Annotated in this window: 19 protein-coding genes; 4 read left to right on the top strand and 15 right to left on the bottom strand. The window is 65.7% G+C overall.

Annotated elements, in window-relative coordinates; genetic code table 11:
• Positions 1–18: 18 nt before the first annotated feature.
• The gene (gene bioD / locus G341_RS22060) at positions 19–765 is read right to left on the bottom strand and encodes a dethiobiotin synthase (protein WP_018179699.1); all 747 of its coding nucleotides are present in this window, start codon (positions 763–765) and stop codon (positions 19–21) included.
• Positions 762–1928, bottom strand: a complete 1167-nt coding sequence (locus tag G341_RS0113590) for an 8-amino-7-oxononanoate synthase (RefSeq protein WP_043451565.1) — start codon at positions 1926–1928, stop codon at positions 762–764. Before G341_RS0113590 ends, bioD begins: the two co-directional genes overlap by 4 nt.
• Before the next feature lie 46 nt (positions 1929–1974).
• Between G341_RS0113590 and G341_RS0113585 the strand changes: the two genes are divergently transcribed.
• Complete coding sequence (locus tag G341_RS0113585; protein WP_018179697.1) at positions 1975–2538, top strand: TetR/AcrR family transcriptional regulator C-terminal domain-containing protein; 564 nt, start codon at positions 1975–1977, stop codon at positions 2536–2538.
• 6 nt (positions 2539–2544) lie between these two features.
• Here G341_RS0113585 and G341_RS0113580 read toward each other — a convergent pair whose 3' ends face one another.
• Positions 2545–3849, bottom strand: coding sequence for an adenosylmethionine--8-amino-7-oxononanoate transaminase (locus tag G341_RS0113580; RefSeq protein WP_018179696.1), 1305 nt, complete (start codon positions 3847–3849; stop codon positions 2545–2547).
• 90 nt (positions 3850–3939) lie between these two features.
• Between G341_RS0113580 and G341_RS0113575 the strand changes: the two genes are divergently transcribed.
• A complete protein-coding gene (locus tag G341_RS0113575; protein WP_245556994.1) occupies positions 3940–4917 on the top strand; it encodes an SGNH/GDSL hydrolase family protein in 978 nt (325 codons plus the stop codon).
• Positions 4918–4931: 14 nt separating this feature from the next.
• Positions 4932–5786, top strand: coding sequence for a class I SAM-dependent methyltransferase (locus G341_RS0113570; protein ID WP_018179694.1), 855 nt, complete (start codon positions 4932–4934; stop codon positions 5784–5786).
• Positions 5787–5813: 27 nt separating this feature from the next.
• Here G341_RS0113570 and G341_RS0113565 read toward each other — a convergent pair whose 3' ends face one another.
• From G341_RS0113565 to G341_RS0113515, 11 genes are all read right to left on the bottom strand, one after another.
• Entirely contained in the window at positions 5814–7268 is a 1455-nt protein-coding gene (locus G341_RS0113565; RefSeq protein WP_018179693.1) for an acyltransferase, read from the bottom strand.
• Positions 7269–7424: 156 nt separating this feature from the next.
• The gene (locus tag G341_RS0113560) at positions 7425–8363 is read right to left on the bottom strand and encodes a hypothetical protein (RefSeq protein WP_018179692.1); all 939 of its coding nucleotides are present in this window, start codon (positions 8361–8363) and stop codon (positions 7425–7427) included.
• Positions 8364–8482: 119 nt separating this feature from the next.
• Entirely contained in the window at positions 8483–9697 is a 1215-nt protein-coding gene (locus G341_RS0113555) for an MlaD family protein (protein ID WP_026303652.1), read from the bottom strand.
• Entirely contained in the window at positions 9694–10866 is a 1173-nt protein-coding gene (locus G341_RS0113550; protein WP_043451490.1) for an MlaD family protein, read from the bottom strand. The genes G341_RS0113555 and G341_RS0113550 overlap by 4 nt, the downstream gene beginning before the upstream one ends.
• The gene (locus tag G341_RS0113545; protein WP_245556993.1) at positions 10863–11963 is read right to left on the bottom strand and encodes an MCE family protein; all 1101 of its coding nucleotides are present in this window, start codon (positions 11961–11963) and stop codon (positions 10863–10865) included. Before G341_RS0113545 ends, G341_RS0113550 begins: the two co-directional genes overlap by 4 nt.
• Before the next feature lie 29 nt (positions 11964–11992).
• Positions 11993–13060: an MCE family protein gene (locus tag G341_RS0113540; RefSeq protein ID WP_018179688.1), complete on the bottom strand. Its 1068-nt coding sequence runs from the start codon at positions 13058–13060 to the stop codon at positions 11993–11995.
• Positions 13057–14364, bottom strand: a complete 1308-nt coding sequence (locus G341_RS0113535; RefSeq protein WP_026303651.1) for an MlaD family protein — start codon at positions 14362–14364, stop codon at positions 13057–13059. The genes G341_RS0113540 and G341_RS0113535 overlap by 4 nt, the downstream gene beginning before the upstream one ends.
• Before the next feature lie 3 nt (positions 14365–14367).
• Entirely contained in the window at positions 14368–15234 is an 867-nt protein-coding gene (locus G341_RS0113530) for an ABC transporter permease (RefSeq protein WP_018179686.1), read from the bottom strand.
• A 1-nt stretch (position 15235) separates the two neighbouring features.
• Positions 15236–16147 carry an MlaE family ABC transporter permease gene (locus tag G341_RS0113525; RefSeq protein ID WP_051092799.1) on the bottom strand — a complete coding sequence of 304 codons (912 nt, stop codon included), beginning with the start codon at positions 16145–16147 and terminating at the stop codon, positions 15236–15238.
• 304 nt (positions 16148–16451) lie between these two features.
• Positions 16452–17780 carry a threonine ammonia-lyase IlvA gene (gene ilvA, locus G341_RS0113520; protein WP_245556992.1) on the bottom strand — a complete coding sequence of 443 codons (1329 nt, stop codon included), beginning with the start codon at positions 17778–17780 and terminating at the stop codon, positions 16452–16454.
• Between the two features lie 45 nt (positions 17781–17825).
• Positions 17826–18263, bottom strand: a complete 438-nt coding sequence (locus G341_RS0113515; protein ID WP_018179683.1) for a nitroreductase family deazaflavin-dependent oxidoreductase — start codon at positions 18261–18263, stop codon at positions 17826–17828.
• Positions 18264–18458: 195 nt separating this feature from the next.
• On the opposite strand from G341_RS0113515, the gene G341_RS22055 reads away from it, so the two are divergent.
• Positions 18459–18692, top strand: a complete 234-nt coding sequence (locus G341_RS22055; protein ID WP_018179682.1) for a hypothetical protein — start codon at positions 18459–18461, stop codon at positions 18690–18692.
• A 124-nt stretch (positions 18693–18816) separates the two neighbouring features.
• Here G341_RS22055 and dnaE read toward each other — a convergent pair whose 3' ends face one another.
• Complete coding sequence (gene dnaE, locus G341_RS0113505; RefSeq protein ID WP_018179681.1) at positions 18817–22374, bottom strand: DNA polymerase III subunit alpha; 3558 nt, start codon at positions 22372–22374, stop codon at positions 18817–18819.
• Positions 22375–22522: the final 148 nt, after the last annotated feature.

The raw sequence follows: 22522 nt of genomic DNA, 5'->3' as shown, positions 1-22522 counted from the left end.
CTCCTCGTTCTTTCGGATTCAGTGTGCCTGATGGGCTGTGGGCGCCTGATGGGCTGTCGGTACCTGGTGGGCTGTGGATGCGGTCGTGTGCTCGGCGAGCCAGGCCGCGTCGAACCAGCCGGTCGCGGCGGCGCGGAAGGTCTCCGGGTCCAGACGGCCGGCGCCGGCGGGGACGGCGCCCACCAGCGGCACCCCGGACAGCCGCGGCAGATCGGTGCGATTGTGCCGGGTCGCGAGATCCGGGTCGGCCGGGCAGGAACCGATCACCAGACCGGTCGGCCGAATACCCCGGGCACGCAGCGCATCCACCGTGAGTTCGCAGTGGTTGAGCGCACCGAGCCCGGCCGTGGTGACGATCAGCGCCTGCGCATCGGTCGCCGCGGCGACGTCCAGCAGGGTCAGATCGGGAGCCAGGCGCACCAGGATGCCGCCGGCGCCCTCGATGAGCGTCACGTCATGGGTCGCCTGCAACGGCGTGATCGCGTCGACGATGGTCGACAGCGGCAGGGGCTCGGCGCCTTCACTGCGTGCGGCGGTTTCGGGCGCGAGCGGATCGCGATAGCGCACGCATTCGGCGGTGGTGATCGGGCCGGCGAGGGCCTCCACGACGGCGAGATCGCCCGGCTCGCCGGGCAGCACGCCGGTCTGCGCGGGCTTGCAGACTGCCACGCGGGTCCCGGCCGACCGCAGCGCCGCCGCGAGTGCGGCGGTCACGATCGTCTTGCCGACATCTGTGGAGGTGCCGGTGATGACCACTGTGCTCATCGAGCCCCGACCTCGCGCAGTGCCGCGTCGATGTGGTTTGCCGCCGTGGCGATCTCGTCGTCGGTGAGATCCGCACGCACTGTCAGACGGAGCCGGGAGGTGCCGACCGGAACCGACGGCGGCCGGAAACAGCCGACAAGCACGCCGCGCTCGCGGCAGAGCTGCGCGGCGCGCACGGCACGGTCCGGATCGCCGACGATGAGCGACACGACGGCGGCCTCGGGTTCGGGCGCTCCGAGCAGCTGCGCGATGGTGCGGGCCGCGGCGCGCGTGCGGTCGACCCGCTCGGGCTCGGCACGCAGAATCCGCAGCGCGGCGCGCGCCGCGCCGACCGCCGCGGGCGCCAGTCCGGTATCGAAGATGAAAGTCCGCGCGCGGTCGATCAGGTGGTCGCGCAGCAGCGCCGAACCGAGGACCGCTCCCCCCTGTGCGCCGAGCGATTTCGACAGCACCGTCGTCACGACGAGATCCGGCGCGCCGGCGAGATCCTGTTCGGCGACGATCCCCCGACCGCCCGGACCGCGGACACCCAGCGCATGCGCCTCGTCGACGATCAACGTCGCACCGAAATCCTGTGCCGCCCCATACAACTCGGCGATCGGGGCGACTGCGCCGTCGACGCTGTAGATCGAATCGGTCACGACGAGCGCACGGCGGGCCGGATGCGACGCAAGCGCATCGCGAACCGCCTGGACGTCGCCGCGGTCGACGACCACGACCTCCGCCCGCGACAGCCGACAGCCGTCGATCAGCGAGGCATGCGAACCGGCATCGCTGACGATGAGGTCGCCACGACCGGCGAGGGCCCCGATGACGCCGACATTCCCCAGATAGCCCGACGAGAACACCAGGGCGGCCTCGGTGCCGAAGAAGTCGGCGAGCTCGGCCTCCAGCGCGGCATGCAGCCCGGTCGTGCCCGACACCAGCCGGGAGGCCCCGGCGCCGCCGCCGAAATCGGCGGCCGCGACACCGGCGGCGGCCACCACGTCCGGATGCGTGGAAAGGCCCAGATAATCATTGGAGGCGAGGTTGAGCAGCCGGTCACCCGCGGCGCGGGCCCGCAGCTCCCGGTGCAGGCCGGCCGCGCGGCGGTCGGCCGCATCGCCCGCGAGCCAGCTCAAACCGCGCTGCTGCACACCCGTGACTGTCGTCGACGTCACCATGATCACCTCCTGAACGCCGTTCAGGTTACCCGGTAGGGTGTGGTCCATGGCAAATACGCAGCGCGATGTGCTCGAGGCCGCCCTCGCGATCCTCGACGAGTTCGGCCTGGCCGACCTGTCGATGCGCCGCCTCGCCACCGCCCTCGACATCCGGCCGAGCGCGCTCTACTGGCACTACCCCAACAAGCAGACGCTGCTGGCTGCCGTAGCCGACGAGGTCCTGGCCGCCGTCCCCGAGCCCACGGCCGGTCCGTCATGGACGGATCAGCTGCGCGATACGACCGTCGCCATGCGCGCCGCCATGCTGCGCTACAAGGACTCCGCCGAGGTCATCTCGTCCGCCTACGCGTCCGGACTGATCACGTCGCCGGTCGGCGACCATCTCGTGACCGCTGCCCGCGCCGGGGGCATGGCCGACGATGCCGCGCAGGCCGCCCGAACAGCCCTGAGCCAGTTCGTCATCGGCTTCACCATCGAGCAGCAGACCCGCGAACAGATGGAGCGCCTCAACGTCACCGAGCCGTCGGATCGCGACTTCGACGCGGAATTCGACGCCGGGCTGGACCTCATCGTCACCGGCATCCGGTCGCTCTCCGGCCAGCTGGTCTGACAGCGCCTACGCCACCTTCGCCGCGGCGACCACGGCGGCGGTGATCGCCGCGATGTCCTCGCTCTCGCAGATGAACGGCGGCATCGTGTAGATCAGATCGCGGAACGGCCGGAGCCACACGCCGGCGGCCAGCGCCGCATCGGTGGCGGCCGCGACATCGACCGGATGATCGAGCTGCACCACGCCGATCGCACCGCGCACCCGCACATCCGCTACGCCGGGCACACCGGTGGCGGCCGCGAGCCCCGCCTGAAGCTCGCCCTCGATCCGCAAGACCCGCTCCTGCCACGGCGATTCCAGCAACAGCTCGGTCGATGCGACCGCGATCGCACAGGCCAGCGGATTGGCCATGAACGTCGGGCCGTGAGCCAGCACGCCGATCGGGCCGTCGGCGATCGTCTGCGCGACGTCGGTCGTGCACAGTGTCGCCGCCATGCTCAGGTAGCCGCCCGTGAGCGCCTTGCCCACGCACATGATGTCCGGCGCGATGCCGGCGGCGTCGGCGGCGAACAGCGTGCCGGTGCGGCCGAACCCGGTCGCGATCTCGTCGAAGATCACCAGTACGCCATGCCGGTCGCAGATTCCGCGCAGCTCCCCGACGGTCCTCGGGTCGTGGAATCGCATGCCGCCCGCGCCCTGCACGATCGGCTCCACGATCACCGCGGCCACCTCGTCGGCATGCTCGGCGACGAGCGCCTCGAATCGTTCGATGAAGCCCGCGTCATAGCCGGTCGGCGGCTCTTCCGCGAAGATCTGCCGCGTCAGTACATCCGTCCACTCCGAGTGCATGCCGCCGTCGGGATCGCAGACGCTCATGGGTGTGAAGGTGTCTCCGTGATAGCCACCGCGCCACGTCAGCAGCCGATGCTTGGCCGGCTTGCCGCGACTGCGCCAGTACTGCAGCGCCATCTTGACCGCGACCTCGACCGACACCGACCCCGAATCGCTGAAGAACACCGTCTGCAGCGGCTCGGGCGTGATCTGTACCAGCAATTCGGCCAGTCGGGCGGCCGGTTCATGGGTCAGGCCGCCGAACATCACATGCGACATCCGGCCCGCCTGGTCGGCGAGGGCGCGGTCGAGCACCGGATTGCGGTAGCCGTGGATCGCCGCCCACCAGGAGCTCATCCCGTCGATGACCTCGGTCGATGCGACGGAATCGGCGCCGGCGAGCTCGATCTGGAGACGGACCCCCGCGGCCGACCGGACGACCGGCATCGATGTCGACGATCCGGAAATGTCGGAGTACGGATGCCAGATGTGCCGGGAATCGATGTCCCGCACGCGCTTTGCGTCGAGCTGGAACGACATGCGTCAACCGTACTTCCTGGACACGTGACGAAAGTAATCCCGCGCCGCTGACCGGTTGCTGTGGGACGCCTAGTAAATTGTGCAGCCGGGATGGGTGAATCAACAGCAGGTGATCAGGGCGTCGTCGCCCGTCTTCGTGCTGCGCTGCGGGGGGCAATGGTGAAGTTCGCGAGTCTGGACAGTCGGCGGCAGGGTCTGATCCTCGGTCTCTGCGCGACCGTCATCGGCGCATTGGTCGCGGCCGTCGTCGTCCTGTTCCCCCATGGCGACGACGGAGCGGAGACCGCCGTGCGCCCGGCCGCCCAGGCCGCGGCCCAGTCGGCACGCACCTACGTCGCGCTCGGCAGTTCCTACGCGTCCGGCCCCGGCGGGCAGTATGCGATGAACAGCGGTCGTTGCGGCCGCAGCAGCAACAACTACCCCCATCAGGTGGCCGCGGCGCGCGGCTATCGCCTCGTGGACGTCAGCTGCGGCGGCTCCGTCACCGGCGACATCCTCCGCTCCGGCAAGCGGCCCGCGCAGATCGACGCGGTCACGCCGGACACCGCGCTCGTCACGATCACGACCGGCGGCAACGACATCGACTACATCGGCCGGATCATCAGCATGGGCTGCCTGCACGCCACCCCCGAGCAGGCGCGCATCAGCGGACGTAACTGCGGCCCGAACCGCCACCAGGCCCCCGAACCGGGCATCGATCAGTACACCCGGGTCGGATCGGACCTGGTCGCCGTGATCCAGGCCGTGCGCGCCCGCGCGCCGCAGGCCCGGATCCTCCTCGTCGAATACCCTCCGGCCATCGATCCGACGGCCCCGACCTGCGCCCTGCTGCCCCTGAGCCCGGACCAGATCGCCGAGACCGGTCGCATCTGGAACGGGCTGGCCCAGGCGACCGTCGCCGCCGCACAGCTGACCGGCGTCACCCTCGTCGCCGCACCGGACGCGATGGCACATACCGTGTGCTCGCCGCAGCCCTGGATCAACGGTTTCGAACCGCCGGTGCCGTTCCATCCGAATGCACAGGGCAAGCGTGCGATGGCGAACATGGTCCTCGCTGCGATCGGCTGAGTACGTTCGTAGGCATGGACACCGACGGGCCTAGCCAGACAGCGCTCGCCACCGCGTATGCCCGCGCGTACCACCAGGTCGCCGATCGGGCGCACATCCTCGAGGACCCCGTTGCCGCGCGGCTGCTCGGCCTCACCGCCGACGAACTGTCGGAGCTGCGCGAGCCCACCGAGGACCGTCCCGGCAGCGGCGTCACCTATCGCCCGCGCCGACTCTTCTTCGCCGCCCGATCCCGCTTTGCCGAGGACCGGATCGCGGCGGCCGGGGTTCGGCAGGTCGTGATCCTCGGCGCCGGCCTGGACACGTTCGCCTATCGCAACCCGAACCCCGACATGCGCGTCTTCGAGGTGGACCACCCCGCCACCCAGGCGTGGAAGCGGCAACGCCTCACCGACGCCGGTATCGAGCCTCCCGAAACGTTGACATTCGTGCCCGTCGACTTCGAGACCGACCGGCTGGCAGGCGAATTGGCGGCCGCGGGGTTCGACCGGGCCGCACCCGCGGTGTTCGTGTGGCTCGGCGTCGTGTTCTACCTGACGCCGGATGCACTGCGCGCAACCCTCGACTACATCGCCGCCCAAGCCCGGCCGACCGAGGTGATCTTCGACTATCTCCAGCCCGCCGACACGGACGCGGAACGCGCGCAGCTACAGGCGCGCGCGGAACGAGTCGCGGCGGCCGGTGAACCCTTTCACAGTTGTTTCACGCCCGACGGCATCGCCGAGCTGTTGCGCTCGATCGGATTCACCGAGATCGACGATCGCTCCGCGGGTGAACTCATCGACGGATACCTCGAGGGGCCGGCGGAGTTCCAGAACGACCCGCCGAATGCCCTGCGCGCGAGCCGCATTCTGCGGGCGAGCCGCTGAGACTCGCCTGCGACCCCGCAGGGCAGATCAGGCCGAGATCTCCGCCGCGGGCTTGTCCGCAAGACTGCGCTGCTGCCACAGCACCACCAGCGCCGAGACGATCAGCAGCAGCCCGACAGCCGCGATCACATTGCCGACGAAGAGCTCGAAGCCGCCGCGCAGCACGACGCCGAGCGCGACGCCCACGCAGCCGACGATCAGCGAACGCATGCCGTTCTGCTCGGACAGGTCGATCCGCTTGCGACCGGTCGTCCACAGACTGATCGGGCTGCGCCGCAGCACCTCGACCAGGTAGATCGTCAGGGCGACCGTGATGACGTAGGTGATGATCACCAGCAGCACCGGATTCATCCCTGGGACGCGGATCTTCGGGTACAGCGCGTCGAGCATCAGGGCGTGGCCCAGGTAGATGCCGAAGGAACGGTCCGAGGCGGTCCGCAGGACCCGCGCCGGGATCGAGCCGGGCGTGCGCCGCTGCAGCCAGTAGGTGCCGACGCAGTACAGCATCACGATGATCGCGATCATGGCCCAGACGTTGTGCAGCATAAAGACATTCGCCGCGCGCGAGATCGCCCAGATCTGATCGGCGATGCTGCCCTTGTCGCCGTTGCCGTCGACATCGGTCGTGCGGGTCTGGTCGATGTCGTAGACGTAGTAGACGAGCGTCGCCGCGATCACGGCCGCGCCGACCCCCAGCAGGATCACCCGCCACCGCAGGATGAACGCCTGGAACGCCTCGTAGTGATAGGCCGCGACACAGCCCGCGAGGACGAAGAACTGGTACGGCAGCAGGGTGATCTCCAGATGCCGCCAGAGGGTCAGCGGCGCGCCGGAACTGAAGAACTCCAGCGGCGGCCGCACCATCGCGTACATGATCCAGGCCTGGAAAGCCCCGCTCACCAGCAGCAGATACCGGTGATATCCGTTGCTGCGCTTGAGGAGCCACAGGACGGCCGGGAACACGAAGTAGATCTGCATGCTGACGGACAGGAAGTAGAGGTGGTACTCGGCCCCGCCGGTGATCAGGTCGTACGCGATGCTCTTGATCGCCGTCTTGATGCTCTCGGTGCTGTTGAAGACGTCCTTGAGCGCGTCCAGGCCGCCGACCCGATATCGCAGGTACACCCAGTAGATGAGGCTCCACACGATGAACGGGATGCCGATCAGCTTGTAGCGGCGGCGCCAGAAGTCGAGGACGTCGAGCTTGCGGTTGCGGTACTGGTAGGTCAGCACGAAGCCGGTCAGGGCGAAGAAGCCGTAGCGCGTGTACCGCAGTAGCAGTCCAACGCCGTTCGCGGCGACATTCAGTGGCGAGGTGACACCGAGAATGACGTGATCGAGGATGACGCCACCGAAGGTGACCAGACGGAACAGGTCGATCTGATGAAGATGCTTGTCCCGCTTGGCTTTTGGCTGGACCGCAGCGGCCTGTTCCTCGACCGGGCTCCCGACCGAATCGCTGGGAGCCTCCTGGCTACTCACCGTCGATCCTCCATCAACTGACTCAAGTGCGCACGCCGCGACTTTCGTGAGCGCGGCAAATCTTCCGGCACGCTACCGCACCAACCTGTGAACCTCACAGCCGGCTGAGCTCGCGACCGAATACATCACATTCGGTCGCGAGACGCCAGGCGTGCGTCAGTTCGTCGGTGCGGGCGCGGGAGTCTGCGGGGCGTTGGGATCGGCCGGTGCGCCCGGCTGAGTGCCGGCGCCCGAGGTATCACCCGGGGCCGGCGTACCACCGGTGCTGTCATCTCCACGGATCGTCTGTCCGACCGGGTCGATCGCCGACACCAGCCACTTGTCGCCGTGCTTGTCCATGGTCAGCTGGAAGATCATGCGCTCGGTGGTGCGCTGGGCGGCCGTCGCGCTGGTGCCGGTGGTGTCGCTGACCACCAGGACCACCGACTGCTTCTCTCCGGCGGAGACCACGCCGGCGGTGTACACGCTCGTCGAGGCGTTCACACCCATCTGGCCGAGCTGCTTCGCGGTGTCCTGCGAGTTCTTCGGCGAGAACACGTCCTTCAGATGCTGACCGGTGACCAACGGGCTCATCCGGGAGCTGTAGTCGTTGATGTCGCTGAAATTCGTCAGCTGCACAACGAAGGACTTCGCCGAATCCACCGCGTGGTTGCCGGCGTCGCGCTTGGCGCGCTCATCGAACCACCCATACGTGCCGATGGCGAGCAGCACCACGACCGCGATGGCCAGCAGGGCCGCGATGCACCTCAGCAGCAGGCTCGGCGTCAGGGTGAACGAGACCTGCTTGCCCTGCGACGCCTTCTCCGTGAGCGCGGAGACCTTGCGCGACGACTTGGCCTTGCCGGCATCGGTGACCTTGCCGGGGATCCGCGACTCGTCGGTCTCCGGCTCGAAGTCGTCGGGTACCGAGTCGAATCCGTCGCCGCCCGACTTCTTGCGCTTGCCGGTCGGCCGAGCCCTGTCGGCCTTGTCCGCGCCGGGCTTATCGGTGTTGGTCTTATCCGCGCCGGCCTTGTCGGCCGCGTCCTTCACATCTTCAGCAGGCTTCGAGCTGTCACGCTCGTCGGCAGTGGTGTTCTCGTCATCGTTGGGCATCAGCCGGGTTTCCTCATTGATTGTCAGTCAGCGTGACTGTGGGTCAGCGGCCCGCAGGCACGCCCGTACATGAATGCACGACGCGAACCCCGACGCCAGGACCGGGGTTCGCGAGCAGGTCAGTTGACCGGCGTCCAGCGTGCGTTCGGGTCATAATTCGGCGGCGGACCGGCGGTGTCATCACCGGCCGGGCGCGGCGCCTTGTCTGCACCACGGATCTGCTGCGTCGGATCCTGCGTCACACAGTACAGATTCGTCGGCAACGACAGCTTGAGGATTTCCGTCGGCGGCGCCGGGGTCACCGGGTACTCGCAGTAGGGCCGCGGATAGATGGACGCCATCGCCCACCATGCGTTGTCGTGGAACATCTCCGACGCAGCGTTGAGGCCGTCGGCGGCGCTCGGGAACAGGTTCGCCAGCGCCGGCGCCCGGATGGCTCCCTGGTGGGCGATATCCAGGAACTGCTTGAGCACGTCGGTCAGCGGGTCGCGCATCTGGTTGATCGAACCGGTCAGCGACGTCAGCTGGCCCGGGCCCTGACCGAGCAGCGTGCGCAACTCGGAATCGGACGCGTTCAGCGAGGCCATCAGCTTGCTGACCCCGTTGACGGTGCGCGAGAGGTCGGGCTGAATCCCGCTGGTCGTCTTCAAGATGGTGCCGGCGTTCTCAATCAGCTGTTGAGTCTGCGGCAGCGCCGAGTTCAGATTCGCAAACAGGAACCCGGAACTGATCAGAAGAGTGCGCAGGCCGTTGCCTCCGACTTGATGTGATCCCGGCGGGCCGTTGACCGCGGTGTCCAAACTGACGATGGTCTCCCGCAGTTTCGCCAGATCCAACGACTTCACGACATCGATCGAGTTACGCAGTAGACCCGAGAACGGCACCGACGAATGGATGTTCACCGTCGACGACTGCTGGATGACGTCGCCACCCTTCCAGTACGGACCACCCGACTTCGGCGGCTCGAACTCGACGTACTGCTCACCCGCGCCCGATAGCGACAGGATCTTGATGTTCGAGTCGCGGTTGATCTTGTACTTGTCCTGGATCTTCAGAACGGCCTTTACCGAACGCGGTTGCACCTGTAGTGAGTCGACCTTGCCGATCCGCACGCCGCGCAACGCCACATCCGACGTTGTCTGCAGTCCGCCCGAGCCGCCGCCTTTGGATATGTCACCGGGGATCTCGACGGTCAGCTTGTACGAACCCTGGAACGGGTTCATCCGCAACATGCCGAACATCAGATAACTGCCACCGAGCAGCAGGATCAGAATGAGCGACAGGTTGGCTATCGCCGTCTTGTGCTTGCCGAACCAGCTCTTGAAGGACTTCATCCGCAGCACCCCTGGGTTCCGGTCAGACGCGCCAGCAAGCGGACGAGCGTCTGATGCAGGCTGTTGACGCCCTGACCGATGTCATCGAGCTCCGGCAGGCGGCTGCCCGAGTCGAAGCCGTAGCCCGGCGTGATCCAGTAGAGCTTCGACGACACCGCCGCCGAGCTGCCGCGCACCGACTTCGCGAACTGCGGCAGTGTCGCCGCGACCTTGTCAGACACCGGTCCGAACAGTCCAGCCGCCGACCGGAGATCGCCGGACAGCGACTGCAAGCTGTCGACCATGCTCACGGCATTGCCCGTCTCCGACCCGAGGAAGTCATTCATCGCGGCGGTGACCGGGCTGGACTTGTTGACCAGACTCAGGATGTTGTTGATCTGACCGTTCACCAAGGCGAGCACCGGGCCGAGCGTGGCGACCGAGCCGGACAGCTGATCGCGTCCCCGCGCCAGGTCGCCAGTCAGGTCGTCGATGGTGGCAAGCGAGTTGTTGATCTCGCCCGTGTTCTGATTCAGCTTGCTGATCGCGGTGGTGAAGCCGCGGATCACGGTGGTGACATCCTGCGGGTGGTCGCCGACCGCCGTGCTGAGCTCGTGGACCAGGTTGGTCGCGCCGTTGAGAATGCCGCCGTCAACGAACGCCGATGCGGAGACCAGCAGGTCCTCCACCGAGGCGCCGGCCGACGTCTTGTCGATCGGGATCGTGTCGCCCGATTTCATGTCGCCGCGGCTGGTGTCATCGGTGGGAATAATCGCAAGGAAGACATCGCCGAGCGGGGTCGCCTGCCGCAGCTGGGCGGTACTGCCCACCGGAACCTCGGTGCCCTTCTTCAACGACATCTTGACGTGGGCCTCGTAGTTCGATGTCTTGATGGTGTCGACCTGACCGACATCGTTGCCGCCGATCTTGACCTTGGCCTTCGTCGGCAGGTTCAACGCATTCGTGAACACCGCATTGATCGTCGGCCCGCCGGTCAGGCCGCCCGGTGCGGGCAGCGGGAGCTGCTCGATCGTCAGGGTCGGTGCCGAGCTGCAGCCCGCCACGACCGCAACGGTGCCGACCGCCAGGCCGGCGATCACCACGGCCTTGCGGCGGGAGGTCGTCGGTGCCGCGGTCGTCCCGTCGGCGGCGGCTGCGTGCCTATGGAGAGCAAAACGTCGAAGGTTCATTTCGTCAGTCCGATCAGACCGGAGAAGACTCCCAGGTCGGGTCCGAAACCGGTGAGCTTGCCGGTGCGGCAACCGTCGGCCTGCAGGTCCAGTACCTCACACAGCTTCGACAGCGCTTCACCGTCGAGCAATGTCTTGTCGGTCAATAGGTGTGCGCGCCAGGCCCGCTGTTGCGGCGACACCGAGTTGGCCAGGTTCTGGAACATCAGCGGTGCGATGTCGATCGTCTCGACCAGCTCGCGCGAGTAGTCGCGCAGGTTGGCGGTGAGTCCGGCGAGCTGGCTGCTCATACCGACCACGTTGTTGCTGTTACCGGCGAGGAAGTCGGTGGTGTTCTTCAACGTGTCGTTGAGGTTGTTCATCGTCGCCACCAGGCCCACCGACTGGTTGCCCAGCATGTTGGAGATATCTGCGATGTTCGCCGAGAACTGTTGCATCTTCGGGTAATTCGCGACCAACTTGCCGGTCAGGTCCGACAGCTTCTTGATGACGTCGACGATCGCGCCGCTGTTCTGCGAGCCGTTCTGCGCGGCCTGCGCCAGCTCGTTGATCGTGGCGTTGATCTGCTCGCCGTTGCCGGTGACGATGGCGTACGGGAAGTCGCCGTTGGGGCCCTTGTTGAGCTGCTGGACCAGGTTGTTGACCGAATCGAAGACCTGGCCGATCTCGACCGGGACACGGGTGTTGCGGATGACGCCGCCATCCTTGAGCTCGATCGGGCTCGCGTTGTTGCGATCCCAGGTCAGCTCGATGTGCCGGTCGGTGATGATCGACGCGTTGACGATCACGGCCTCTGCGTTGGACGGGATCTTGGTGTCGTTGTCGATGCTGAACTTGACCTTGGTCTTGTCCCCCGCCGGCGTCAACGAGAGGACCCGACCGACCTTCATCCCCAGGACGTCGACGTCGTTGTCCGGGAACAGACCCGCGGAGTTGTCGAAGTAGCCGGTGACTTCCTTCGTCTGACCGAGAGCGTTCGACCAACTCGCGGGCAGGTAGCTGCAGCCCGCGACGCCGAGCCCGGCGGTCACCAGAATGGCCGTGAGCGCGGCGAGCCGACTGCCTCGCTGACGCGATTTGGGCCTTGCTCCGGACACCAGGGCTCCTCCCCGTGCGCGTTGTGCACTCATCGGCACACCGCCGAATGTGCGGTGCCACCGATTTTGTTGATCAGCCCCGGCGGGAACAGCACGTTGCCGATCGAGATGTCGAGATCACAGGTGTACAGACTGAGCCAGGCACCGTCGCCCATCGTGCGTGCCAGGTATCCCAACAGTGATGGCGTGTCCTTGCCCAGCGTCGCGATCTTCGGCGCCGAGCCGATCAGTGTGCTGGTACCGACTCGCAGGTTGTTGACAGCGCTGACCAGGTTGGGCCGCGTCTGACTGAGCAGGTTGGCGAAACCGGAGGCAGTGTTGCCGATGTCGACGACGGCCTTGCCGAAGGTGGCCGAGTTGGTGTTGAGGACGTTGACCACGCCGGCCGCCCCGGTCAACACCGACTTGAGCTGATCGTTCTGCTTGACGAGCGATCCCGTCACCTGCGAGAGGTTGTTGATGATCGACCCGATCAACTGATCGTGATTGCCGAGGTTCGACGCGACCTCACCTGCCGACTTCAGCAAGTACGAAAGGTCGACGCCGTCGCCGTCGAGCGTCTGCACGATGCTGCCGGTCAATTTGTTGACCTCATCCGGCGTCAGAGTGTCGAACACCGGCTGGAACTGCACCAGGAGACCAGAGATGTCGAATGAGTTCTCGACGAGTTTGGAGTCGAGCTTGCCGCCGGACTTGATCTTCTCGCCTGGAGCGCATTGCTGGTGCTGGCCCTGTGATGTGTTGTCAGGGTTGTAACCCTCGCACGCGAGGGTGAGCCGCAGGTACCGCTGGCCGATCAGGTTCTGATACTTGATGGCGGCCTGGGTGTTTGCGTAGACCGGCTGGCTCTTCTCGACTTCGAAGGTCACCTTCGCGTCATTGCCGTCGAGCGACACCGACTTGACCCGACCGACACGCACGCCCGCGATGCGAACGTCGTCAGCACTCATCAGGCCGGACGCATCCTGGAACACCACGCTGTAGGTGCGCGTGTCACCGTTCACCGGACGCTCCAGCGTCGACCAGATGATCCAGGTCAACAACAGGGTGAGCACCGCGAACAGTGAGAAGCCGATCGTGGTTTTGGTGTTGTTCACTTGGCGCCACCTCCGGAGGCGTCAGAACGGGCGGCCGAGACGACCGGGCCGAGGCCCAGCGTGTCAGTGGCCGACGGCTGGCGGCCCATGACCGACTGCAGCGCAGCGTTGTCGGTTCCGGTCGTGACGGCACCCGGGGCGGGGACCGTCGCCGAAACCGGCGAGACGTTGATCGGACCAGAGCTGGTCGGCCCGGTGCCGGTACCCGGGCCGGTGCAGCCCGGACCCCGCATGACACCGTATGGCCCGCCGTTGTAGACGGGGCAATTGACTCGGCTGTACTGGTTCAGCGGGCTGAATGACACACCGAGGTTCAGCTGGATGTGACCGTTGGCGCCGGAGAAGATCGTCAGGATCTTCGCCAGCGTCCGGTTGGTCGCGGTCAACATGTCGGTGAGGCCGTTCGGCTGCAGCGTCAGCGCGCCCAGCATCCGCGAGCCGTCCCCGACGAGACGCTTACCGGCGTCGCCGTTCTGTGCGAAGAACGCTTGCGTCTGATCCGTGAGGGACTGGCCTGCCTTGATGAACGCGACGAGGTTGCGCTGATTCTCCAGAACCGTCAGCGATGGCTTGATGCTAGCTCCGAGCGCGTTCAGCAATCGCGGGGTCGACTGCGCGATCCCCTTCAATGCGTTGTTGAAGTTGTCGAATCCAGGAGGCGCACCGGCCGGGAACATCTCGTTGATCGTCGACATGTACTTCGCCAACGCGGGCACGAACGAACTGAACGCGGAACCCCCACCCGACACCGCATCGCCGAGCGCAGTGAACACCTTGCCGGCGTCCGAGGGCGGAACTTCCTCGAACAACTGACGCAGATCGTTCATCGCGTCCTGCAGGGTGAGTGTCGCCTCGGAAGTGTCCTCCGGAATTGTCGCCGAGTGGCTCGACAGATGACCGGTCGGCGTTGCGCCTTCGGCCGGCGGCACCAGTTCGACGGAGTTCACGCCGAACAGGTTGGTGGGCACGGTGCGCGCCGTGATGTTCTCCGGAATGCCCTTGGCCTGAGTCGGGTCCAGGTACAGGGTCACTGTCTTGGCCTCGTGACCGGTCGAATTGGGGTTATTCGCCACCTTTTTGACCGCACCGACGATCATGCCGTTGTAGCGGACATCTGCGGCGGACAGCAACCCGTCGCCGACGTCCGACATGTTCGCCTTGACCTTGACGTATGTATTGAACGTACCCGTGGCCCGCATGAACAGCACCGCGATCAGAATCACGACAATCACGAGGAACACCAGCCCGCGAACGACGTACTGCGTGGCTGAGGGGTCACGCCCTCCAGTATCAATTCTCGTCATTGCTCAGCCTGTAATCCTGATTCCTGCGGTGGTACCCCAGAACGCAAACGTAAGTATGAAGTTTGCGAAGACGATCACCACGATCGCCGCGCGGATCGCGTGACCGGCAGCCACACCCACGCCCTCCGGACCGCCCGAGGCGAAGAATCCGTAGTAGCACTGGATGAAGGTCGCCAACAGCGTGTACACGATCACCTTGATGAACGAGAAGATGACGTCTCGCCCGAGGATGAATGTGTAGAAGTAATGCATGTATGTGCCACTGCCCTGGTGGCTCGAGAACATGTACACGAACTCGGTACTCAGATAGTTGGCGGCAAGCGCGACGGAGTACAGCGGCACGATCGCGATGACCGCCGCGATCATGCGCGTGGTGACCAGGTAGGGCATCGGCCGGATGCCGAGTGCCTCGAGAGCGTCGATCTCCTCGTTGATGCGCATCGCACCGAGCTGCGCGGTGAACCGGCAACCCGATTGCGATGCGAACGCAACCGCCGCGAGCAGTGGCCCGAACTCACGAGTGGTGCCGAACGCCGACAGGCCGCCAGTGAACGGGCCCAGGCCAAGGATGTTCAAGGCGGAATAGGCTTCGATGCCGACAGTGGCGCCGATCATGACGCCCATCAGGATGATGACGCCGATGGTGCCGCCGCCGACCAGGATCGCACCGTTGCCCCAGGTCACGTCCGACAGCAGACGCCAGACTTCCTTGGAGTAGTGCTTGAACGCCATCGGGATCGCGCCGAGCGCCTTCACCAGGAACGTGGCCTGGTGGCCCATGTTGACGAGGACGCCCTTGGGCGCCTCGTAGACGACTTTCGCTGCCTTCAGCGGCCGCAGGACCGGTGGCGTATATCTGGATGCGACCATGTCACGCCACCTTGCTGGGGAACAGCAACGAGTAGATCTGCGTGATCAACACGTTGACGGCGAACAGCAGCACAACCGAATTCACCACGGCCGCGTTCACCGCATTGGCGACACCGGCCGAGCCGCCGCGAGTGTTGAGTCCGCGGTCGGAGGCCACCACGGCCACGATCGCGGCCATGATGACACCCTTGATGAGCGCGACCACCAGGTCGGCCGGTTGCGCAAAGGACGCGAATGTACTGGTGAAGGTACCGGGGGTACCACCCTGGAAGTAGACGTTGAAGACATAGCCGGTGATGAAGCCGACGAAGCACACGAAGCCGGTGAGCAAGAAGCCCACCACGATCGTGGCCAGGAAGCGCGGCGAGATCAGGCGCTGAATCGGGTTGACGCCCATCACCTTCATCGCGTCGATCTCATCGCGAATGGTGCGTGAGCCGAGGTCGGCGGCGATGGCCGAACCGACGGCGCCGGCCAGCAGCAGCGAGGCGACCAGCGGCGCGCCCTGACGGACGATGCCGAGACCGGTCGCGGCGCCGGAGAACGAGTTGGCACCGACCTGCCCGGCGATGTTCGCCACCTGGATCGACACCAGGGCACCGATCGGGATCGCGACCAGCAGGGTCGGAATGACGGCAGTGTTCGCCATGAACGCGCACTGCCTGATGAACTCGCCGAATGGGAATTGACGCTTCCAGATGTCAGTGAACATCGACTTGACCACTTCGATGAACATCAGGAGCTGACGTCCGAGCGTGTCGAACGATGCCACGACGTGTTCATCGAACCACTTCGCGGCACCTGATTTGCGCTTCTTCGGCTGGACGTCTTCTGCGTCCGCGTCCGGCGCGGCTGTCGCTGCTGTCACACCATGCCTTCGTTCCGAGCGGGGGCTGGCAGCCCGATGCCGCATGCCCGGCGATCGGGGCATCTGGCAAACGAGCTAGCACATCTTGTCATACGCACAGGGGCCTTCTGAGCCTGATATGAAGAAATGCAACATACGAAGGATCACTCGTAACGTCACAACGTTGACTGTGATGGTCGCGATCATCCTTGCACAGAAGTAGGACATGTCACAAAGCGGGTCGGCACCGCGTGTGACCTGCAACGATACGGCCCCGACAAACAACCGAACGCTTGCTCAGCGACGATTTGTAAACCGGAAATGCCCGATTCGCGACCTTGACGCTTCCTGAGATCAGCCTGAGCAGCCGCTAAGTCAGGTAACGATATGCCGCCGAGCCGGGCTCGAGCCGATCGCAACTGAGTCTCGACGCATCCATCCGGGCCAGCAGCGGGCTCAACCCGGCCGGCGTGCCGAGCTCGATGCCCACCAGCGCGGCCCCGGTCTCCCGGTTGTTCCGCTTGACGTACTCGAACAGCGTGATGTCGTCATCGGGGCCCAGCACATCATCGAGGAATCGGCGCAGCGCGCCCGGCTCCTGCGGGAAGTTCACCAGGAAGTAGTGCTTGAGCCCGCGGTGCACCAGCGATCGCTCGATGATCTCGCCGTAGCGCGAGACATCATTGTTGCCGCCCGACACCAGGCACACCACGGTCCACTCGGGATCGATGTGGATGTGCTCGAGCGCCGTGATGGCCAGCGTGCCCGCCGGCTCGGCGACGATGCCATCGTCCTGATAGAGATCGAGCATCTCCGAGCAGATCGCGCCCTCGTCGACGTGCAGCACCTGCGTCTGCCCCGCCTCCAGCGATGCACCAGGCCGCACCGTGGACCCGGCGGGCAGGTCCGGATGGGCGGCGACGCCGGCCCGCCGCCCGGCCAGGACCCGATAGCCGAGCTCCCCGATCCGGCGCACCGCGGCACCGTCGACGAACGAATCGATCTCCCCGAGCGTGACCGGGCCGCCCTCGACGAGCGCGGCCGACATCGACACCGCGCCGGTCGGCTCCACACCGACCAGCCGGGTCGACGGGCTGTGTTCCGACAGATAGGTGGCGATGCCGGCGATGCAGCCGCCGCCACCGATCGGCACCACGACCAGGTCGGGCGGACTCGGCAGCTGCGACAGGATCTCGCGGGCGATCGTGCCCTGGCCGGCCGCGGTGCGCGGGTCGTCGAACGGATGGATCCAGCTGGCACCGGTGCGGGCGACGTCGTCGAGCGCCGCGGCCGCAGCCGCGTCGTAGGTCTCGCCGATCGCGATCAGCTCGACGAATTCGCCTCCGTGCCAACGGATCCGATCGCATTTCTGTTTCGGGGTGTTGGTCGGGACATAGATGCGCGCCGACACCCCCATCTGACGCGCGGCATAGGCGACGCCCTGGGCGTGGTTGCCCGCGCTGGCGGCGACCACTCCCCTGGCCAGTTCGTCGGCCGACAGCTGCGACATCACGTTGTAGGCGCCGCGAATCTTGTACGACCGGACGGCCTGCTGGTCCTCGCGCTTGAGGTACACGTGGCCACCGAAGCGGTCCGACAGACGCTGCGAAATCTGCAGCGGCGACACCTGCACAGCCGGCGCAATACGTGCGGCGGCATCGTCGATGGCGGCAGGGCTCAGAGTCGCGGCGTCAGTCACCACGTCATGTTCTCACCCGGTCACCGCCGACCCGGCGGCGACCTGTTACCTCGCCGGCTCCAGAACGAACACCGGGATCTGCCGATCCGTCTTGGCCTGATAGTCGGCGTAGTCCGGGTATGCGGCCACTGCACGCTCCCACCAGATCGCCTTCTCGTCACCCGAGACCTCGCGTGCCCGCAGATCGAAGGTCTCGGTGCCGTCCTGCAGTTCCACGTCGGGATTGGCGACGACGTTGTAGTACCAGACCGGGTTCTTCGGGGCGCCTCCCAGTGACGCGACGACGGCGTAGGTGCCGTCATGCTCGACCCGCATCAACGGCGTCCGGCGCAGCTTCCCGGACTTGGCCCCGACCGTGGTCAGCAGGACGACCGGCATGCCGCGCATCGAGGTGCCCTCTTTGCCGCCGCTCTCCACGATCTTGTCGGCCTGTTCGCGGGCCCAATCGCTGGTGCTCGGTGCGTACTCACCCTGCAATGGCATGCCATCTCCTCTGTAGTTTCAACCCGGGACTCGACACCCCGGGTTACCGATTCTTGATATTCGTCTGAACGGTTACTAGAATTTCGGTTACCCGAACTTCTGACCAGTCAGACCCTCTTGCCGCAGGTGCAACGGTACGGCGACACCAGATGTTCCGCCCGAATATCCGATCACCGATACGAGCCGAGGAGCGCGATGACCACGCTGCAACCACGTCACAGTCCCGCGACGGGCGTCGGATCGGGCCCGATGGTCACCGTGGCCGGAGCCGCGTGGCCGGTCTACAAGCTGGTCGCGGTCATCGCCAGCATCCTGACGGCCGTCATGGTCGGCGCGGCGACGATGGACGCCCAACTGACCAGCTGGCTCGTGGTCATCGTCGCGGTGAGCTCCTGGTGGGCCGCCCGCACAATCCTCATCCGCAGCTGACGGAACCCGTCGGTGGCTCTGTCGGCGATCAGATGGACGATCTGGCAAGGCTGAGATCGGCCCGCGATAGCGCTTTCCTATGCGGGCCGATCGAAAACGCAGCCAGGCGTTCATCTGGCGCTGACTAGCTCGCTAGGCAGGACGGGCCCAGTAGCTCCTTCAGATCGCCCATCAACGCCGACGTCGGGTTCACCCGCAGGCCGTCATCCAGCTTCAAGGTCGTCGACTTGTCGCCACTGGTCAGCCGCACATGCACATCGGAAGTGCCCGGGTGGCGGCTTAGCACCTGTTTGAGCGCCGCCACCCGATCGACCGTGCACAGCCGGGTCGGCATCGTCAGCGCCAGCGGGCGCGCCACCCCGACCTGCGAAAGATCCGGCACCGCAAGATCATTGGCGCTGATCATCATCGAGTCCTCGCGGTAAGACACCCGCGCCTTCACCAGCACGACCGCGTCGGCCGCGATGTCCATGCCATACACCTGGAAGGACCGTGGGAAGAAGTACACCTCGACGCCGCCGACCATGTCCTCCAGCTGCACGACCGCGTACGGCTCGCCCTTCTTGTTCACCCGCCGGGTAACCGAGGAGATGATGCCGCCGATCGTGATCTGCGCGCCGTCGGGCACACCGCGTTCCAGGAGCGTCGAGATGGATGTATCGGTCTGGGCCGCGAGGACCTGCTCGACGCCGTTGAGCGGATGCCCGGACACATAGAGCCCCAACATCTCTCGCTCCAGAGCGAGCTTGTGCTTGGAATCCCACTCCTCGTCCGGCACCGGCACCGCGAACACCTCGTCGACCGCCGAGTCGCTGTCGTCTCCACCGCCGAACAGGTCGAACTGCCCCATCGCCTCGGCCTTCTTGGTGCCGAGCACCGAGTCGACCGCATCGGCGTGGACGAGGAACAGCCCCTTGCGCGGATGGTCCAGCGAGTCGAAAGCGCCTGATTTGACCAGCGATTCGGTGACTTTCTTGTTGCAGGCCGTCACGTCAATCTTGGAGAGATAGTCCGAGAACGACTTGAACTGCCCCTTCTCCTCGCGGGCCGCGATGATCGAGCTGACGACGTTGGTGCCGACGTTGCGCACCGCGGCGAGGCCGAAACGGATGTCCTTGTCGACCGCCGCGAAGTTATGCCGCGACTCGTTGACATCCGGTGGGAGAACGGTGATTCCGAGCTTGCGACAATCCGCCAGATAGATGGCGGCCTTGTCTTTGTCGTCGCCGACGGAGGTCAGCAGGCCCGCCATGTACTCGGCCGGATAGTTCGCCTTGAGGTATGCGGTCCAGTACGACACGAGCCCGTAGGCGGCGGCGTGCGACTTGTTGAACGCATAACCCGCGAACGGCAGGACGGTGTCCCATAGCGCCTTGATCGCCGCCTTGGAAAATCCGTTGTTGGCCATTCCCTCCGCGAAGCCGTCGTAGGCCTCGTCCAGGATCTCCTTCTTCTTCTTGCCCATCGCGCGGCGCAGCAGGTCGGCCTGACCGAGCGAATAGCCGGCGACCTTCTGGGCGATCTGCATGATCTGCTCTTGGTAGACGATCAGGCCGAAGGTCTCGTCCAGAATCTCCTTGAGTGGCTCGGCCAGCTCGGGATGGATCGGCTTGACGTCCTGCCGGCCATTCTTGCGGTCGGCATAGTCGTTGTGCGCGTTCATCCCCATCGGGCCCGGGCGATACAGCGCGCCCACGGCGATGATGTCCTCAAAGGCGTTGGGCTGCATGCGTTTGAGCAACTCGCGCATCGGACCACCATCGAGCTGGAAGACGCCCAGGGTCTGGCCGCGGGCCAGCAGATCGAACGTCGTCTGGTCGTCGAGCGGCAGCGCGTCCATGTCGAGCTCGATGCCGCGGTTGGCCTTGATGTTCTCCAACGCGTCGTTGATGACCGTCAGGTTGCGCAGGCCCAGGAAGTCCATCTTCAGCAGGCCGATGGCCTCGCACGACGGGTAGTCCCAACCGGTGATGATGGCGCCGTCCTGCGCGCGCTTCCACACCGGAATCGCGTCCGTCAACGGCTCGGACGACATGATCACCGCACAGGCGTGCACGCCCGCGTTACGGATCAGGCCCTCCAGACCCAGCGCCGTCTCGTAGATCTTCTTGACTTCGGGATCGGTCTCGATGAGCGTCCGGACCTCGGCGGCCTCGCCGTAGCGCTCATGCTCGGGGTCGGTGATGCCGGACACCGAGATGTCCTTGGCCATGATCGGCGGCGGCAGCGCCTTGGTGATCCGGTCGGCGATCGCGTAACCCGGCTGACCGAACTGCACGCGCGCCGAGTCCTTGATCGCGGCCTTGGTCTTAATGGTGCCGAAGGTGATGACCTGCGCCACCTTGTCATGGCCCCATCGCTCACTCGAGTAGCGGATCATGTCGCCACGGCGCCGGTCGTCGAAGTCGATATCGATATCGGGCATCGACACGCGCTCGATATTCAGGAATCGTTCGAACAGCAGGCCATACGGGATCGGATCGATGTTGGTGATGCCGAGCGACCATGCCACGAGCGACCCGGCCGCCGAGCCGCGCCCCGGACCGACGCGGATACCTACCTCGTGCGCGTGTCGGATCAGGTCTCCGACCACCAAAAAGTATGCCGGGAAGCCCATTTGGATGATCACGTCGAGTTCGTGATTCACCCGCTCGGAATACTCGGTCGGGATCTCGGTGCCTTCGAACCGGCCCGCCAGCCCCTTGAGGACCTCCTTACGCAACCAGGTCTGCTGCGTCTCGCCCTCGGGCACCGGGAAGATCGGCATCCTGTCGCGCGGAGTGAACACTTCGTCATACGACTCGACCCGCTCCCCGATCTCCAGGGTGTTGTCGCAGGCGCCGGGGACGACGTCATCCCACAGGTCGCGCATCTCCTGCGCGGACTTCAGGTAGTAGCCGTCGCCGTCGAACTTGAAACGCGTTGGGTCGGAAAGGGTCTTGCCGGTCTGCACACACAGCAGCGCCTCGTGGCTGGCGGCATGCTCGCGGGTGACGTAGTGGCAGTCGTTGGTGACCAGCGGCTTGATGCCGAGCTTGCGACCGATATCGAGCAGCCCCGCGCGGACCCGGTTCTCGATCTCGAGCCCGTGTTCCATCAGCTCGAGGTAGAAGTTCTCCTTGCCGAAGATGTCCTGCCACTTCGCGGCGGCCTCCAGGGCCTCCTTCTCGTGGCCGAGGCGCAGCCGGGTCTGCACTTCGCCGGACGGACAGCCGGTGGTGGCGATGATCCCCTCGGCGTACTCGGCGATCAGCTCGGCGTCCATTCGCGCCCACTTGCCGAGCTGACCCTCGATCGAGGCCAGCGACGACAGCTTGAACAGATTCCGCAGACCCTTTGCGTTCGCGGCGACCATCGTCATGTGCGTGTACGCGCCCGAACCAGAGACGTCATCGCTCTTCTGATCGCGGTCGCCCCACAGCACGCGCTTGGTGTTGAACCGCGAATCGGGCGCGATGTACGCCTCGATACCGATGATCGGCTTGATGTCGTTCTTCTTGGCGACGTTGTAGAACTCGCTGGCGCCGAACATGTTTCCGTGGTCGGTCATGCCGATCGCGGTCATCCCCAGACGCTTGGCCTCCGAGAACAGCGGGCCGACCTTGGCGGCACCGTCGAGCATCGAGTACTCGGTGTGGTTGTGCAGGTGGACGAACGAACCCGAATCACTTGCCACGCTCAAGCCTCTTCCGCAGACATACCCACACAGTGCTCGGACCAGTTTAGGGCGCGGCTAGGACAGTGTCTCCGAGGCACGCGGGTGCATTCGGCTGACAGCGAACCCCCTACGCCACAGTCGGCGCCCGGAGCCACAATCAACGCTTCCGTCC

It is taken from the genome of Jongsikchunia kroppenstedtii DSM 45133, from assembly GCF_000380485.1.
GTDB classification, from domain to species: domain Bacteria; phylum Actinomycetota; class Actinomycetes; order Mycobacteriales; family Mycobacteriaceae; genus Jongsikchunia; species Jongsikchunia kroppenstedtii.
This window is presented reverse-complemented; position numbering and strand designations above follow the sequence as displayed.

Excerpts from the sequence above, each read along its gene's own strand:
- G341_RS22055 (WP_018179682.1), top strand. The coding sequence starts at position 18,459 with ATGACCACGCTGCAACCACGTCACAGTCCCGCGACGGGCGTCGGATCG.
- G341_RS0113570 (WP_018179694.1), top strand. The coding sequence starts at position 4,932 with ATGGACACCGACGGGCCTAGCCAGACAGCGCTCGCCACCGCGTATGCC.
- G341_RS0113560 (WP_018179692.1), bottom strand. The coding sequence starts at position 8,363 with ATGCCCAACGATGACGAGAACACCACTGCCGACGAGCGTGACAGCTCG.
- G341_RS0113535 (WP_026303651.1), bottom strand. The coding sequence starts at position 14,364 with ATGACGAGAATTGATACTGGAGGGCGTGACCCCTCAGCCACGCAGTAC.
- G341_RS0113550 (WP_043451490.1), bottom strand. The coding sequence starts at position 10,866 with ATGAACCTTCGACGTTTTGCTCTCCATAGGCACGCAGCCGCCGCCGAC.
- G341_RS0113585 (WP_018179697.1), top strand. The coding sequence starts at position 1,975 with ATGGCAAATACGCAGCGCGATGTGCTCGAGGCCGCCCTCGCGATCCTC.
- G341_RS0113590 (WP_043451565.1), bottom strand. The coding sequence starts at position 1,928 with ATGGTGACGTCGACGACAGTCACGGGTGTGCAGCAGCGCGGTTTGAGC.
- G341_RS0113515 (WP_018179683.1), bottom strand. The coding sequence starts at position 18,263 with ATGCCATTGCAGGGTGAGTACGCACCGAGCACCAGCGATTGGGCCCGC.
- G341_RS0113555 (WP_026303652.1), bottom strand. The coding sequence starts at position 9,697 with ATGAAGTCCTTCAAGAGCTGGTTCGGCAAGCACAAGACGGCGATAGCC.
- G341_RS0113575 (WP_245556994.1), top strand. The coding sequence starts at position 3,940 with ATGGGTGAATCAACAGCAGGTGATCAGGGCGTCGTCGCCCGTCTTCGT.
- G341_RS0113525 (WP_051092799.1), bottom strand. The coding sequence starts at position 16,147 with ATGCGGCATCGGGCTGCCAGCCCCCGCTCGGAACGAAGGCATGGTGTG.
- G341_RS0113530 (WP_018179686.1), bottom strand. The coding sequence starts at position 15,234 with ATGGTCGCATCCAGATATACGCCACCGGTCCTGCGGCCGCTGAAGGCA.
- bioD (WP_018179699.1), bottom strand. The coding sequence starts at position 765 with ATGAGCACAGTGGTCATCACCGGCACCTCCACAGATGTCGGCAAGACG.
- G341_RS0113580 (WP_018179696.1), bottom strand. The coding sequence starts at position 3,849 with ATGTCGTTCCAGCTCGACGCAAAGCGCGTGCGGGACATCGATTCCCGG.